Origin of the sequence: Paenibacillus glucanolyticus, from assembly GCF_037333485.1 — a bacterium.
GTDB classification, from domain to species: Bacteria; Bacillota; Bacilli; order Paenibacillales; family Paenibacillaceae; genus Paenibacillus_AQ; species Paenibacillus_AQ glucanolyticus.
In genome coordinates, this window is record NZ_CP147845.1 from 6403840 (window position 1) to 6420383 (window position 16544).

Here is a 16544-nt window from a genome sequence, read left to right on the forward strand (position 1 = left end):
GCAGCATTGGCCTGAATGATCCCATAAGGAAGTGAGTATTAACATGCAAATTCAATTGAGCAGACCACCGGACCGCAAGCCGCCTTATTGGCTGCCGCTTACGACCATCCTCGCCGTCATACTCGTGATCTCCCTCATGCTGTGGTTCGAGAAACCGCCGCAAGCCAGAAGCGCCGATACCCCCGCAACCGAATTCTCTGCTGAACGCGCAATGGTCCATGTCGAGCAAATCGCCCAGCAGCCCCATCCGCTGGGATCTTCCGCCCATGCAGAGGTGAGGGCCTATTTAGTGGAACAGATGGAGCAGCTAGGCTTGAACCCGGACGTACAAGAATTTAATGGCCGCCTGACAACGAAATACATCGACCAGAGCGTTCAGCTTACGAACATCTTGGGTGTCATTAAAGGCACAGGATCCGGTAAACCGCTCCTACTCATGTCCCACTACGACTCCGTTCCGGCCGGACCCGGGGCCAATGATGCTTCGGTCAGCGTTGCCTCATTGCTGGAAACGGCACGAGCGACTCAAGCTGGTCCCCCGCTGCAGAACGACATATGGATCCTACTTACAGACGGGGAAGAGAAAGGGCTGTTGGGTGCTGAAGTGTTCTTCCGGGATCCTCAGCACCGCGAGATCGGCATGATTGCGAATTTTGAAGCCCGGGGATCGAAGGGCTCGTCCTTCATGTTCCAGACGAGTGATGGCAACGGGCGAATCATCGAAGAATATGCCCGGGCTGTATCCAACCCGGTCAGCAACTCCCTCTTGGTGGCCCTGTACAAACAGCTTCCGAATGATACCGATCTGACGGTGGCGCTGGAGCACGGTCTTCCGGGGCTGAACTTTGCCTATGGTGATGGGTGGGTAGCTTATCATACTCCTATGGACAACACGGACAACGTCTCCCTTGAGACCATGCAGCATCAAGGGGAGAACGCACTCGCCATGGCCAAACATTTCGGCAATCTCGACTTGTCTGACCTGTCTTCGACAGGCGACCGCGTCTATTTCAATCTGTTCGGACTGCTGCTTCACTACCCTGCAAAATGGGTGGTTGCCATCACCCTTGTGCTCGCTGCGATATGGCTGGGTTTGGTGTTCATGTTTGCCCGCATCTCATCTCTCAGCATAAAGGGGAGCCTGATCGGCCTGCTGACCCCGATTCTGGCAGCTGTTCTATCCACCGCGCTAAGCTATGGCTTATGGAAGCTGATTGATGCGCTGTGGGCCGGTAAAATGACGCAGCCCTCAGGCGCAACCTACGACTCACTTCTGTACAGTGTCAGCTTCATACTGGTAACACTCATCGTTCATGTTGCCCTTACCCGATGGATCCTACGGAAAGCGAATGAACTGGAAATGCTGCTGGGGGGAGCATTCTTATTCCTGCTGCTGCTTGTCGGCTCAACCTGGCTCCTGCCGGGTGCAAGTTATCTGTTTGCGATTCCGCTGCTGGTCCATTTCATCGCTTTAGCGTGGGCGGCATTTACCCGGGATCCGCTGCAATCCTTGCATCATCCAGCTGTGGTACTCACCACCACGCTCGTTCCTATCCTGTTGTTCGCCTCCATCTTTCATATTGTGTTCCTCTTGCTGCCGCCTGGGATTCACCTGTTCAGTGTTGTCCTGATCGGGTTCATACTTGCCTTGATGTCACCGGCCGTACGAATGCTCGCGCAATCCTGGAAATGGGCCGTGCCCGCTGCCTTCATCGCCATCATCGTTCTGCTCGGCATCGGCTGGACTCAGGCCGAGCCCGGACCGGATCGGCCCGTGTACGAGAGAAGGTAGCCTACGTCTCGCACCTACCGTGCTGATCCCATGTACGAGGGCACACCCGGTATGGGTACCATGAAATGCCAAACAAGCAAACGCAAATCACGTTTGCTTGTTTTTTTACAACTATCAAGCTAAACCCATGCTACTTCACCATATCCTGCCAATGCGGGGGCACCTCATGCGTCTCCAGATGCTGAAATTCCACCAGTTTGACCATACCACCGGGAAGCGTCGGGGCTACCTCGAAGACAAGCCGGTCCTTTCCGACCGTAATATGCGGACCGACCGTTGGGTGTGCCTCGAGTGTAAGGATGAAATGAAAGCCGCGAAAGCCGTTCACCCTCTTCACTTCGGTCACATCCACATAATATGGGTAGACAATGAGCTGCTCTTTAAGCGATTTGGAGTAATGCTCACGAACCGCAGCCTCGATATGAGGAAGAAGAACGATCATCAGCATGTCTTGATATTGCAGCTCGGTGCTGTCCCTCTTCGGTGAAGGAGAGGAATTCTCTGCATGGGATGTCAGCGGTAAACCAGTAGTCATAACAACAACAAGGATCAGCGCCATGAAGCGTTTGTTCATGATTCTACAATCACCTCCTGCCGAAACTCTTTGGTTTTAGGTTCCCCCAACCGATAGAATTGATGTAACACAAGGGCCGAAGCGTGATCTGCCGTATAGATTAATCAGAATACGTACGATATGATAGGTGGAAGGAACTACTGCTTCGCATCGGCCCATTTTCCTTCGTAACCACCATCATATGACGCATACGAGCGGCTGCGAGGGGGAGGATATCCATCATTATGAAAAAAAGGATTATGATCATGTCTGCAACTATCATTGCACTTTTAGTCATCATTATTGTCTCAGCAAGCTTCTACTTCTATAACGTTGCCATTGCACGTGCCGACAAAACCTTCCTGGACGGCAACCCGGATCTGGAAGCCAACTCCAACATCGACAATCCGTTTGCGGACAGCAAGGATTGGTGGGCCAGGCAAAGCCTGCAGGAATGGAGTCTCACATCGGACGACGGTCTCAAGCTGCATGCGTACTATTTGCCCGCCGCCGCACCCACGGACAAAACCGTCATTATCGCACACGGATATTCCGGGCATTCAGAGCTGATGAGCGGGTTCGCCCAAATGTACCATGAGGACTTGGGTTATAACGTGCTGCTGCCCGATGCCCGTGGTCACGGAAGAAGCGAAGGTGATTATATCGGATTCGGATGGCCCGAACGCAAGGACTATCTGAAATGGATCGATTTAGTCATCGAGCGTACGGGTAAGGAGACGCAAATCGTTCTTCATGGCGTATCCATGGGCGGTGCCACGGTGATGATGACCAGTGGCGAGGAGCTTCCTCCCCAGGTAAAGGCCATTGTGGAAGACTGCGGATATACCTCGGTTACGGATGAGCTGACCTATCAGCTGAAGCGCATGTATAAGCTGCCTTCTTTCCCGCTTGTTCAGTCCACGAGCCTGCTGACCAAGATTCGGGCCGGATACTCATTCGGCGAAGCCTCGGCACTGGAGCAGGTTAAGAAGTCCAAGACGCCGATGCTGTTTATTCACGGCGGCGGGGATTTATTCGTTCCTACCGAGATGGTATATGAACTGTACGAGAATGGTCCGGAGCAGAAGAGGTTATTCGTCGTTCCTGACGCAGGCCATGGCATGGCGCGTCAATTCGATCCCGAGGGGTATGACCGGGAAGTAACGGAGTTTATCGGCACATACGTGCAATAAAGAAAGAGCAGTCCATGCGGACTGCTCTTCTGTGTTGAGATGAACTGTACGGACACGTGACTTAATTGGACTGAAGCAGCTCATTCACCATACGAATTCCTTCAGCATGCTCGGGGTCCAGCTCAACCGATTTCTCATAATGCATTAGCGCCAGCGCGCGTTCACCCGCAAGCAGATACATCTCGCCAAGACTATCATGAAGGTTCGAGGATCCCGGGAAAATCTGTACGGACAGTTCGAGCAGCCGGATTCCCTCTTGAAGCCATCCTCCCGCCATCAGCGTATATGCACCCGCATTGAACTCGCCTTCAATCACCAGGAAGCGTTCCGGACACGACTGTTGAATCTCCTCGTACTCCCTAAACGCCGCATCTACCCCGGAAGTGATCGTAAGCTGCGATAAGTGATGAGCAAGCGATTGTTGTACATAGGGAACATCCTCCCCCAGCAACACATCCAGAATGGCTGAACCGAGTATTTTGCCTCCGACGTAATCGGCATTCATCATGAACACGACGCCCATTCCTTCATCCGGCAGCAGCATAAAGCCGCTGCGAAACCCCGTATCCCGTCCCATATGGGACAAGACACGGCGTCCACGGTATAAACCCATAAACCACCCGAGGCCCATGTCCTCGAGAATATCGCCGTAATCGGTCGAAGCTGCTCTACGCCACATTTCACTATAGCTGTTAGCTTCAAGAAGGAGTTTTCCGTCTCCCCGGGGCGTGCTGCTCCCACTTAAATGTGCCAATGCATAATGGCACATATCCACTGCATTTGCGTAAAGAGTGGAGCTTGGCGCATGGGCACGATGGTATGGGAATATGCTGCTGGGTTCAGCTCCATACCCTCCCTGAAGCCCAAGCACATGGGGTACAGCCAGAGGGTAATCTGTTTCTGCTGCCTCTTCCTTCAGAAACGTACTGTTTAACATGGAAGCTGGCTCCAGCAGCTTCTGTTTCATATAAAGTTCAAACGAAAGGCCTGTGACCTTCGCTATCACGTCGCCTAATATTTCGTAGCCGATATTGCTGTAAGCAAAAGCCTGACCCGGCTCTCTTTGCAGCTTGCAATCCTTCATGCTCCTTACGTACCGCTCCAGGCTTCCCTCATCATATTCAGGGCGGTCCCACGCAAAGTCATCCTCATCCGGCAAACCCGACGTATGGCTTAACAGCTGGCGTATCGTCAAATTCCGGGATCGGTCATCCGCCATTTCAAAATAAGGCAAGTAATCGGACACCACCCCGTCCAGGTCGATGACGCCCTCCTCTGCAAGCTGCATCATGCCGGTGGCAACCAATGTTTTGGAAACCGAGGCCATGTGAAACAAGGTATGCTCCGTCACGGCTTCGCCGCTCTGTATATCGGATACCCCGAATCCTTTGGCATAGATCATTCGGTGATCATATACCACGCCAACGGCCAGGCCGGGCAGCGGTTCATCTTGAATAAACTGAGGCAGTATTCGATCTAAATGTTCTACAATCCGCTGTATCTCGCTCATTGTATCCCCCCATGGGTATGTTATGAAATGATCAAACAGTATGAACATACGATACAACGCGTTATACCAACGGTTTCACGTCCTTTCAGAAACATCTGATTCCATCTTACTTGATTTCTCTCCGCATAAGCCGGTAATAATTAACTATAGCTGAACACTACCCGTCTGCTAAGATTAAGAAGAGTTGGGCGCTAACCTAGCAATCTCTGGCTCTCTATCAAGGTCAAGGCGGTTATACAACATGAATCCTAGAAAAACTTCCCGGCGTCTCTACAGTTCCATGCTGATGGTGATCGCTGGATTTGTCCTGTACGTCCTGTATGCCAACTTCATCCACGACCCACAGGCCGGTGAATTTCTAAGCCACAAGGAAAGCCCGAAGCGCACGGTGCCGGTGTCAGCCTGGCTGCACGTGATGTATGTACATGTGATTTTTGCATGTATTGCCATGGTTGGCGGCGCGATGAACTTCTCGAACACGGTGCTGCAAAAGTACCGGCGATTTCACCGGGCGAACGGTTATGTCTACGTCGCTTCCGTCATGGTGGTTGTGCTGACCTCCGGGTATATGGCTCCTTACGCCACCGGCGGCAAGTTAACGAGTGTCCCGTTCAATCTGCTGAACATCATCTGGCCCGCGATAACGGTCATCGCCATTCTAAAAATCAAAAAGAAACAGATCCATCAACATCGCCAATGAAGTTATGCCTTCTGCTTCACGAACCTGTTCATTCATCTGTTTGCGGCTGTGTTCCACAGCGGATTCGGACTCGCCTATAAAACGAGTTATGTCATCGGGGTGTACAGTGCCATTCTGTCCCTGTTTCTGCTGGCTGAGATTGTGGTGCGAACCGTGTTTCGGGAACCGCTGCCCCAGTTGGGGGATGTAAAATCACGGTAGAAGACCCTATACCCGCCACACAGCAGAAAAAGCCGCGTGAGAACGCGGCCCTTTTACTATCATTCCTTTATGGTTGCATTCCCGGTCTTTTTCCCTCGGACAACATTCCATTTATGTTCTCGATGAGTTGTGGGAGCTCGGACATCGTATGAATTGTAAAGTCCGCCCCGTTCCGGATAAACGTCTGCTCGGCCTTCGCGATCGCAGCTTCCCGCTCCGATTCCGACAAGGCCTGGAATTCCTCCAGGCTCAGGCCCATTTCCGAGCTGCCGATGACGACTCCAACCGACCATACGCCTGCGTTCATGCCCTCTTTTACATCCGAGACGGTGTCGCCCACCTTAACGACTTTCCATGAAGCCGACAATTGGAGAAACTCCATATTCCGATAGATCATGTAAGGGTAAGGTCTTCCCTTCGAGTGTGTGTCATCCGGGGTGAAATAGACATCCGGACTGTAACCCTTCTGCCGGGCATTCGAGACAACAACCTCCATCATATTGCTTGTATAGCCTGTTGTGGAGCCAATCTTCAGCCCTTGTGACTTCAACGCTTCCACCGTCTCGATGACACCCGGAATCGGGTCCGTATACTCGGATAAGGAAGCCATTAAGGCCGGCTCAAACTCCGCATACAGCCGCTGCACATCCTGCTCTTGATAAGCTTCTCCATACTTCGCTTCCCATAGAGCCGATACTCTCGGCATCGACAGCATGGCACGGATATGATCGATCTTCAGCATGCCCATCGGTGCTCTCGCTTCGTCCATCGTCACTTCAATACCCGCATTCTTGAAAATATCGACAAACACATTCACAGGTGCAAAACATCCGAAATCAACGGCCGTTCCGGCCCAGTCCAATATAACGCCTTCGATTCTGTTCATTGTGCTATCACTCCCCTATATTCTTCGATAATGCGGCATAACTCCTCGATGTCCTGTTCATAGATTTCCCCGATATTCCCGATGCGGAAGGTATCCACGTCGGTCAGTTTGCCCGGGTATATGACATAGCCTCTTTCTTTGATATAAGCGTAAAATTGCCCAAAGCTAAACCCTTCACCAGGGAACAGAAACGTTGTGATAATTGGTGATTGCTTGTCTTCGGTTATATAGGCATGAATGCCGATCCGGGCCAATTTCTCCCGCAGCAGGCGATTGTTATTCCGGTAGCGTCTGAATCTGGCGGATACGCCGCCTTCTGCATCCAGCTCATCCAGCGCTTTGGAGAATGCCGCCACCACATGCGTCGGTGAGGTATAGCGCCATTTGCCATCCTTGTCCATGCCCTTCCACTGATCGTACAGATCCAGCGACAGGCTGCGTGCAATCCCCTCGCATAACGCAAGCTTCTCCATCTTGGCGATGACGAATCCAAATCCCGGGACGCCTTGAATGCATTTATTCGCACTGCTGATCAGGTAATCGATGCCAAGACCCTGAACGTCAATCTCCATTCCGCCAAAGCTGCTCATGGCATCGATAATAAGGGTTTTCCCATACTCCTTGGACAGCCTGGATACCATCTCCAGCGGGTTCAATATCCCCGTTGTTGTCTCGCAATGCACCATCGCAATATGCGTAATTCGCAGATCCTTTTGAAGTCTCGACCGCAGCTCATTCTCGCTTGGTTGTTCATTGTAATTCAACTTGTATTCCGTGTAATGCAGTCCGATGTACTCCGCCATCTTCACGAGTCGCTCGCCATAGGCGCCATTGGTCACGATCAGCACCTTATCTTCCTTCGATATGGTTGACGTCATCACGGATTCGACGGCAAACGTTCCGCTTCCCTGCATCAGAACAGCTGTGTATTGTGCCGCATCCGCCCCGGCTAATGCCAGGAGCTGTGATCTTATTTTTTGCGTAATGGATTTATATTCGTCATCCCATGTACAGCGGTCAAGGAGCATCTCCTCCTTCACCGAGCTGGTTGTCGTCAAAGGGCCGGGTGTCAAAAGTTTATATTTATTCATATCGTATCGCTCCTAAGGTGCCTATTCTTTAGATCCGTTGAAAAATTGCTGGTGCTCTTCCAACAGCTCTACCGTCAATGGTTTCTCAAACTTCATGGCGTACGCTGGTTTATTGACCTCATCCACAGTCTCCCCCTCATACAGGGCTACCGGATAGTTCACAATCAGGTCTTTTCTGGCGTCCTTGATCAGGGTTTCCGCCATTTTCATCGCCAAATCTGTTGTTGCATTCTCCTTGTCCACCACCGCAACCGACTCGGTCAGGGAGAAGTTGCCTTCAACCGGATCCACGTAATCAATCGGTGCACCGGCAGCTTTGGCCGCTACAGCCTGATGGCGGAGTCCAAACCCGGCTGCCACTTCGCCGGCCTGCACCTTCTTGATCGGACCCGAGCCCGAGCTTTCCAGATGCGGTCCGACATTGGCAATCAGATCATGGAGCACCTGCCGGCCTGCGTCTTCACCGTATTGGCTGATAATGGCCTGAACCAGCAGCCAGCCGGTGGAGGAATCCATAATGTTCGGAATCGATACGAGTCCGCTGAATTCCGGTTTGGTCAGGTCGGTGATGGAGGTTGGCATCGGCAAGCCTTTTTCCTTCAACACCTCCGTATTGACGAAGATGGACCCGGTATTCGCCAGAATCGGCGTGTAATAGGCCGGATAGGAGTCAACGGCGCCTGTATCAAAAGCCAGGTCCTTGAACATGGAATGCTCGCTCTGCGAGCTCTCGATAAAGTACGAGCTCATCGTGATCAAGTCGGCCTCGATTTTGTTCCCTTCGGCCATGAGCTTGCCTCCCAGCTCTGAAGTGCCTAGTGATTGCACGAGATATTGTCCGTCATATCCCGCGTTCTTCAACGAGGTTTCCATCGCGGCGACGGCTTCTTCATCCCCGTTCGTGTAGATGACCACCTTCTTCGCTTCCCCCGCGCTGCCGCTGCCACAGGCAGCCAGTGCAAACACCATGCTGATAGCGATTAATGACAGCAGCATTCCTTTTAACGTTTTGATCATGAGTAACTCCACTCCTTGTTGTGTTGTTATATTAGAAATCAAGTGAAAAGATGGGTCTAACTTGCTTGCGCATATCTTTGATTGAATTGCAGATGATGCTTCTGGGCACGGTACTTCTTGCTTCTTGCTTGGTGCTTCGTGCTGTCACCCAGCGAAAGAGGACGGAATCGTACTGGAGAAGCGTATGCGTTCGCCTCGGATTTCTGCAGTTGATTCATTCAATCAGAGAAATCTGAAGATAACAGCGATCGGAAGTACGATCCGGCGTCGCAGCGGACATGCATCCCTTGCAGCAATAGCTCAGCGTCGAACGGAAGTCCTCCGCTGCCATGCGTCGCACACCAGCTTGATGATCAGATTCGTGAAGAAGATCAGCATCGACAGCACGAAGATTTCATTAAACTTGGCGAAATGCTGCAGCTCTTTGATCTTGCTGGCAACAAGCGACGTCTGGGCCGATACGAGAAAGATAATCCCGCTGACCGTCACCATAGCGTTGATGAAATAGTAGCCAAACATCTCGATGACGGTTGAGGCCGAGTTCGGCAGGATCACCCGATATATGGTCTTGAACCAGCTGTCGCCCAACAGCTCCCCGGTAGTCTCCCAGGATGGATTCATTTTGGACAGAGAGTTCTTGGCCATTAAGTACGGCGTCGTAAAGAAATGCACGATATTGCATAAGACAATAATGACAAACGTGCCCTTCAGGCTGCTTCCATTAAAGAGGAGCAGGTAGGAGATCCCCAGCACCATGCCGGGTACCGTATTGGTAATCATCGATACCATATCTACCGCCGATCGGGCTTTTAACGAGGTGCGGACATTGAGCAATGCCGATCCGTATGCCATCAGGGTTCCGAACAGAGCCGTCAGGAGGGCGACCCAGAGCGAGTTGCGATATACCCCCGTCAAATCGCTCGATTGAAACACGTCCCGTACATGCTTGAACGTAAACGTCAGGTCATAGGGATAACTGCTCAGCCATGGTGCAATGAACATCACGGCAAAAATAGAGAGCATTCCAAGCACGATCACCGATGAAATAACTCCGAATGCGATATCCCGCACTCGGTGCCGCGGCAGCTCGATATCCGACAGCTTGTCATAGTGAAAATTCCATTTCTCCAGATAATTCAGCAGCCAGATGCCGAACACGGCCGGAATCAGCATCAGAACCGCAATAACAGCGCCTTGGTTGAAGTCCGGAATGGAGCCCAGCATCACCTGATACAGCTGCGTTGCCACGACGGGATAGGTACCGCCAACGGAAGCCGGTATTCCGAAATCCGTAAAACTTAAAATAAAGGAAAGTACAAAAGCTCCGCCCAGCGCACCTGCGAGAGGGCGCAGAATGGTGTTCATGAAACTTCTCATCGTTCCGTCTCCCATTAACTTGGATACGATGATGAACTTTTTATCAATGTATTGAAAAGCGTTATGGATCAGCAGGAATACGGGAGGCAGCGTGTATACGACATAGCCGATGAGTAATCCGTTCAATCCGTAGATTTCGAACAAATTGCGTCCGGCAAGCCGGGTGATCAATCCCTGGTTACCAAACGAATACATAATGGCGAACCCATACGTAATCGTCGGAAGCAGCATCGGGACGATGATGACGGTTTTTAACACCCCTTTGAGGGGCTGATATATCCTCGTGCAATGAATGGAGTACGCCAGCATAAATCCCAGGATGGTTGTGATCAGCGCCGTTAACGCCGATACCTTCACACTGTTGCCGATCGCTGTCATCAATTCCCGGTTCGAGCCTAGTGACATATAGTGACCGAGGGTAAATCCCTGATCGGACTCGAAGGAACGAACCAGCAATATAAGCAACGGCAGGAACAGAAACCCAGCGAACAAGATCAGAATGACGGTGAAGATTACCCGCATTTCCGGCTTCACATTAGGCATAATGCTCACCGAACAGATTGTAAATATTCTGCCTTTTGATATGCAGCTGCTTGATGATGAACTGCTTCACAAAATCATCCTGGGGATGATGAACAATCTCCTGTGGCGTACCGAACTGGGCGATTTTCCCTTGGTTAATAATCAGGATTTTATCGGACAGCGTCAGCGCCTCCTCCGGATCATGCGTCACAATGATCGTGGTGAGTTTGAATTCTCTGGCAATCGACTGGATACGCTGCTTGATCGACTCCTTAATGACGCCATCCAGCGCACTGAGCGGTTCGTCGAGCAGCAGAATTTTCGGCTTGGTGACAAGTGTTCTTGCCAGGGCCACCCTCTGCTTCTGACCCCCTGACAGCTCGCTGATCCTCTTCTTCAAGTGGGGCTGCAGCTCCAGAAAGTCGATGTATTCCTGTACCTCCTGCTCACTCACAGTTCCCTTCTTATTGCGCAGCCCGTATACAATATTGTCGTAGGCATTCAAATTCGGGAATAAGGCATAATCCTGAAAAACAATATTAAAGCCCCGCTTCTTCATCGGTACGCTGCTCAGATCCTGATCATGGAACACGATGCTTCCCTGGTCCATCCGGGTGAGTCCCAAAATGATATTCAGTAATGTGGTCTTTCCGCTGCCGCTCGGACCAAGCAGTGACACAATCTCACCTGTACCGATTTCTACGCTGATGTCATCCAAAACCACTTTATCGTCGAATTGTTTGCTTATATGCTGAAGCTTCAACAATCGGCTCACCTCCTTGAACACATCCTCAGTATAAAAACCATATGTAAACAAGAATCATGCAAACTGTTAAATGTAAGTAAATTATGCATATATCATTCATAAATTAATACTAATTGTTGACTATATTTAACTGTATCACATGCCTAACTTACGAATAATATGGGTAAATCTATTGAATATGGAGGCACGAATGAGTAAACTAGACTTGAAAGCGAGCGTCAACTACTAATGCAAATTGAATGGGTGAGGGCGAATGTTTCCACTGGAGAGGCACAAGAAAATACTAGAGCTGCTTACGATTAGAAAAGTATTAAAGATCACGGAACTAACCGAAGAGCTGAATATCTCTGTGGATACACTGCGCCGGGATCTGAACACTTTGACCAAGCAAGGCCGGATTGAGAAGATTTACGGCGGGGTTAAACTCGTAGAGTCCCGGTTCGGCGAATCCTCCATGGATGAGCGTATGGTCAGCCAGTTGGAAGAGAAGGACAGGATCGCCCGCAAAAGCAGTGAATTCATCCATGACGGCGATTGCATCTACATCGACAGCGGCTCGACCACGTATCAGATCGCCAAATACGTGAAGCATAAGAAGAAGCTGACGGTGGTTACGAATTCGCTTCCGGTTGCGATTGAGCTGATGGACAGCGATGTAGAGCTGATTATGATTGGCGGCAAAATCCGGCGCGAGGAACAGTCCGTCGTAGCGTATGAATACATTTTCAACTTCCATGAGCTGAATGTGCTGAAGGCCTTCATCTGCTGCAGCGGCATTACCATCGAAAAAGGCATTTCCGACTATAATCTGGAAGAAGCCATTACTCGTAAAAAAATGATCGAGCTGTCCAAAGAGGTGTTTGTTATGGCGGACAGCACCAAGTTTGGCAAAGACGTTACCATCTCTATCGCATCACTCGACAAAATTGATACCATCGTGACAGATGCCAACGTCAATGCAAGCCTCATTCCAAAATTCAAAAAAACCAGTACAACGCTAGTGATTGCGGATGAATAGAATAAACATCAAAACGGACATTCTCCATCGTCGAAGCTTCAGCGATGATGGGAATGTCCGTTTTGGCATTTCACGTTGGATATACCGATGCTGCTTATGAGCGCTAACCTTCTCGAATCCCTCCACCCGTACCATGTTCCCTTCTTCCCTAATGCCGCCAATCCCTCGGCACAACGAGAGCCATCAAGCCTCATGCGGTTGTACTCTAGATTTAAAGCCCATATAATGTAATGAAGAATAGGATATTTTTGTTATTTTACTTAGATACTCATGCAGGTAGAGGAGGAAGTAGGACATGAACGTGGGATCAGCACGAGCAGCAGCCACCGATTGGGTCTTGCAGCATGCTAGCAGGGAGCCCGGCTTTATGGGTGCCTATTTTAGCGGCTCCACCGTAGGGAAGCCGGATGATGTTGAGATGGCCCCGTCCTCGGACATCGACGTTGTCGTTGTCACTGAAGACGCAGAACCCCCTCTCAAGCTCGGAAAGTTTGTCTACCAGGACGCCTTGATTGAGGCCACCTATCTTTCCTGGCGGGACCTGTCCTCGCCCGAGCAGGTATTAACGTCCTATCATCTGGCCGGCAGCTTTCGGGTAGACACCCTGATGTCCGATCCGACCGGTCAGCTCCGCAAGCTGCAGACAGAGGTTTCCCGGCATTTTGCGGACCGGATCTGGGTCAGCCGCCGCTGCGAGAATGTGCGAGAACGCATCATTACCGGGCTCAGATCCATCGATCCTTCTGCCTCCTGGCATAGACAGGTTACCTCCTGGCTCTTCCCTACCGGCGTTACGACCCACTTGCTGCTGGTTGCCGCTCTTCGGAACCCAACCGTCAGACTGCGTTATGCGGCAGCCCGCGATGTGTTTAAGGAATACGGCCGAGAGGAAATCTACGAAGAGTTGTTAAGACTGCTGGGCTGTAAGGACATGACGGCCGAGCAAGCGATGAATCATCTCAATGGACTCTCTCGAACCTTCGACGCCGCTGCCGCGATTGCGAAGACAACTTTCTTCTTCAGCAGCGATATTACCATGGACGCAAGACCGATTGCTATTGAAGGCAGCCGCGAGCTGATCCTGAACGGCAGCCATCGAGAGGCTGTTTTCTGGATGGTCGCCACCTTTGCACGCTGCCACAACATTTTGGAAGCTGATGGACCTCCTGAGTTTCAACGGGAATACGCCCCGGCCTTTGACGCCATACTTGCGGATCTTGGCATTACCTCCACGGCAGACCTGCAAAAGCGGGCAGACGAAGTCATTCGCTTCCTGCCCATGCTTTGGAACATCACGGAGGGGATTCTGGAGGCCAATCCCGAAGTAACAGGAGGCCCAGAGCCGACCTAGAATTTCTATATAATTTAAGACCACGCCCCCATATGGCAGGCGTGGTCTTTGTTTTTGTATATGGGGATCTCCTGGTCACCAAACCGCCAGAGCAACGCATCCTATCCAGACTTTACCGCTGGTTACAGTTCCCCCCAGCAGAAGCATTTGCCCTTCCCAAAACCCCGAACGATCTTTCCTTTCACTCATACGAATGGAAATTTCCTTAAAGTGGATTTACATTTATGTTATTACGTAATATAATAATTACGTAATAACATAATTTTACGATAAGTGAGGTTGATGACTCCTATGACACGCGACCTGCTCCATGAAATGGATGTCTTACAGAAACAAATGGCGGAGCTGCAGCAGCTTGTATACCAAGCTCTGGTGGAACGAAAACCAGCTTCCGCATCAAACCAACAGCCCCAAGAAATCACTTCAGCATCCAACATACATGAATCGAACCATGAACCCGGCTCCGTCTTTTACTCCGGACAGGTGCACCTGAACGGCGATGGACTCCGGTGGGAGCCCCAGGAACGCCGAATGGAGCAATTGCTGGACATGAACACCGAGAAGGCAGCCAAAATCCTCGCAGCCCTGGGCAATAAGCAGCGCCTCGATATTTTAAAGGCCGTCATGACAGAGCCCTTGACCGGCTCCGAGCTGGTGGAACGCTTGAACATGGGGACGACCGGCCAGCTGTATCATCACCTCAAGGCGCTTCTCGGCGCGGATTTACTCGTGCAAGAGCACGGTGGACGCTACGCTCTGCCAAAGCACCGGAGCCTGCCGTTCCTGCTGCTGCTGTCTGCGGCGGGCGATCTTCTTGATACGAGCGATTATCTGGAAATGACAGAAACCCGCAATCATGCGGGGATGTATTTCGGAACCTCGCAGAATTTCGATATTCATCAGCTGCTCTGGGCGGTGGTGGAGAATTCGATATTGGAGCATACGAACGGGTACGGCAATCAGATTGGCATCTTTCTGCATGGGGATGGCAGCGTAACGGTGACCGACAACGGCAGAGGCATTCCCGTGCAGGCCCTTCCGAATTCCAGCATTCCTGCCGTCCAATCGATTCTGACCGATGTCCACCGCTTGAATTCAAGCGCACACTTCCTCGTCCCTGGCGCGGAAAAAGGCATCAGTATCGCCGTCGTCAATGCCCTCTCTCAGCGTCTGGCCGTAGAGATTCGTCGCGACGGCAAGGTGTATCGGCAAGAGTACCGCCACGGCATTCCGCAAACCGGACTTTTGACAGTTCGTTTGACTCAAGACACTGGCACCAGTGTGACTTTCAAACCCGAGCCCGAATTATTCGGCTCCACCTTTGAAATGAACCACATCATGGAGCGGAAGAAGGCGATTGACGCGGATTATCCTGAGCTCACCCTAACGATCGGTGACATTGCTGAATAAAAGAAACGCAGGAGATCGGTTTCGCACCCCCTTTTTTCCCAGTCTGTAGTAATGTAGTAAGCTCCCGCAAACCGGCTTTACGCGCTTGTGATATACTGAGCTTGAACGAACGCTAATCGAGGTGATATAGAATGTTGGAACGTTCTATGGAGAATGTAATGGAATCCGAACAGGAAAGGGGATGTTGCGATTAAACAAAATATGAAAAGAGGACGATACACATGCACACACAGCGTACGATCATGAGCGACGGATTTGCTTTGAGTGTTTCCATTCATGGAAGGGGCATGCCCATATTGGTGGTGGGAAGCAGCCTTTACTATCCCCGCTTATTTTCGGAGTTGCTCTATACCCAATTTCAATTGATTTTCCTGGATCACAGAGGATTTGTGAAGCCCCCTCGAGCACTGGAACCGGAAGACTATACACTGGATCAGGTTCTGGATGATATCGAAACGGCAAGACAAACGCTGGGACTGGAGGATTTTATCATATTAGGGCATTCGGGGCACGCCTTCATGGCCTTGGAGTATGCCGCCCAATATCCGGAGTCTGTCCGGAAGGTCATTCTGCTGAATGCTGCGCCGACCAACAGCCTGGAACGACAGCAGCAGAGTTTGTATGGCTTCAACGAGACGGCAAGTCCTGCCCGGAAGCTGCAGTTTGAAGGTGATATGGCCCTGCTGGAAGGTGATATTCAGAGGGAGCCCGAGCGGCGCTTTGTTCATATGTGCATCCGGATGGGAGCCCACAGCTTCTATAACTATGCCTTTGATGCGGCATCGATGTGGGATGGAGTTTTCACGAACATGCCCGTTATGGATCATTTATGGGGAGAGGCTTTCGCGCAGCTCAATCTGATCGAATCACTGAAAGGCTTCACCAAGCCGATATTCCTCGGTCTTGGGCGTTACGACTACCTGGTCGGCCCCGTATCGCTATGGGATACTGCCGACGGGTCGCAAGAGAACGTGAAGAAGGTTATTTTTGAAAAAAGCGGCCATAATCCGATGTTCGAGGAGCCTGAGCTTTTTGACGCCATATTGACGGCTTGGATTCATGAAACAGACAGCTAATCCGGTGAAGTAACTAACGTATACCGATGGATGAACTAAGAGGAGCCCGCAGCATTCCCGCTGGGGCTCCTCTTCTGTGGT

At 51.1% G+C, this 16544-nt stretch carries 14 protein-coding genes; 7 read left to right on the top strand and 7 right to left on the bottom strand.

Annotation, left to right across the window (positions count from 1 at the left end):
• Positions 1-43: 43 nt before the first annotated feature.
• The gene (locus WDY75_RS29400; RefSeq protein WP_063478301.1) at positions 44-1792 is read left to right on the top strand and encodes a M28 family peptidase; all 1749 of its coding nucleotides are present in this window, start codon (positions 44-46) and stop codon (positions 1790-1792) included.
• Positions 1793-1922: 130 nt separating this feature from the next.
• Here WDY75_RS29400 and WDY75_RS29405 read toward each other — a convergent pair whose 3' ends face one another.
• Positions 1923-2366: a DUF3888 domain-containing protein gene (locus tag WDY75_RS29405; RefSeq protein WP_063478300.1), complete on the bottom strand. Its 444-nt coding sequence runs from the start codon at positions 2364-2366 to the stop codon at positions 1923-1925.
• Between the two features lie 224 nt (positions 2367-2590).
• On the opposite strand from WDY75_RS29405, the gene WDY75_RS29410 reads away from it, so the two are divergent.
• Positions 2591-3538 (top strand): alpha/beta hydrolase, encoded by a 948-nt coding sequence (locus WDY75_RS29410; RefSeq protein WP_063478299.1) that lies wholly within the window; start codon positions 2591-2593, stop codon positions 3536-3538.
• 61 nt (positions 3539-3599) lie between these two features.
• On the opposite strand, the gene WDY75_RS29415 is transcribed toward WDY75_RS29410, so the two are convergent.
• On the bottom strand, positions 3600-5048 hold the full coding sequence (locus WDY75_RS29415) for a serine hydrolase (protein ID WP_063478298.1): 1449 nt from the start codon (positions 5046-5048) through the stop codon (positions 3600-3602).
• A 241-nt stretch (positions 5049-5289) separates the two neighbouring features.
• Here WDY75_RS29415 and WDY75_RS29420 point away from each other — a divergent pair, with 241 nt between their 5' ends.
• A complete protein-coding gene (locus WDY75_RS29420; RefSeq protein ID WP_331000337.1) occupies positions 5290-5748 on the top strand; it encodes a DUF2306 domain-containing protein in 459 nt (152 codons plus the stop codon).
• 268 nt (positions 5749-6016) lie between these two features.
• Here WDY75_RS29420 and phnX read toward each other — a convergent pair whose 3' ends face one another.
• The 5 genes from phnX to WDY75_RS29445 form a co-directional block, all read right to left on the bottom strand.
• Positions 6017-6835, bottom strand: coding sequence for a phosphonoacetaldehyde hydrolase (gene phnX / locus WDY75_RS29425; RefSeq protein WP_063478297.1), 819 nt, complete (start codon positions 6833-6835; stop codon positions 6017-6019).
• Positions 6832-7926, bottom strand: a complete 1095-nt coding sequence (phnW, locus tag WDY75_RS29430; RefSeq protein ID WP_063478296.1) for a 2-aminoethylphosphonate--pyruvate transaminase — start codon at positions 7924-7926, stop codon at positions 6832-6834. The genes phnX and phnW overlap by 4 nt, the downstream gene beginning before the upstream one ends.
• Positions 7927-7947: 21 nt before the next feature.
• Positions 7948-8943, bottom strand: coding sequence for an extracellular solute-binding protein (locus tag WDY75_RS29435; protein ID WP_036644328.1), 996 nt, complete (start codon positions 8941-8943; stop codon positions 7948-7950).
• A 300-nt stretch (positions 8944-9243) separates the two neighbouring features.
• Positions 9244-10863 carry an ABC transporter permease subunit gene (locus WDY75_RS29440; RefSeq protein ID WP_063478295.1) on the bottom strand — a complete coding sequence of 540 codons (1620 nt, stop codon included), beginning with the start codon at positions 10861-10863 and terminating at the stop codon, positions 9244-9246.
• Entirely contained in the window at positions 10856-11608 is a 753-nt protein-coding gene (locus WDY75_RS29445; protein ID WP_006207616.1) for an ABC transporter ATP-binding protein, read from the bottom strand. The genes WDY75_RS29440 and WDY75_RS29445 overlap by 8 nt, the downstream gene beginning before the upstream one ends.
• Before the next feature lie 253 nt (positions 11609-11861).
• Here WDY75_RS29445 and WDY75_RS29450 point away from each other — a divergent pair, with 253 nt between their 5' ends.
• From WDY75_RS29450 to WDY75_RS29465, 4 genes are all read left to right on the top strand, one after another.
• The gene (locus WDY75_RS29450) at positions 11862-12626 is read left to right on the top strand and encodes a DeoR/GlpR family DNA-binding transcription regulator (RefSeq protein WP_006207615.1); all 765 of its coding nucleotides are present in this window, start codon (positions 11862-11864) and stop codon (positions 12624-12626) included.
• Between the two features lie 295 nt (positions 12627-12921).
• Positions 12922-13977: a hypothetical protein gene (locus tag WDY75_RS29455; RefSeq protein WP_063478294.1), complete on the top strand. Its 1056-nt coding sequence runs from the start codon at positions 12922-12924 to the stop codon at positions 13975-13977.
• A gap of 291 nt (positions 13978-14268) precedes the next feature.
• Entirely contained in the window at positions 14269-15387 is a 1119-nt protein-coding gene (locus WDY75_RS29460; protein ID WP_063478293.1) for an ATP-binding protein, read from the top strand.
• Positions 15388-15608: 221 nt separating this feature from the next.
• A complete protein-coding gene (locus WDY75_RS29465) occupies positions 15609-16463 on the top strand; it encodes an alpha/beta fold hydrolase (RefSeq protein ID WP_063478292.1) in 855 nt (284 codons plus the stop codon).
• Positions 16464-16544: the final 81 nt, after the last annotated feature.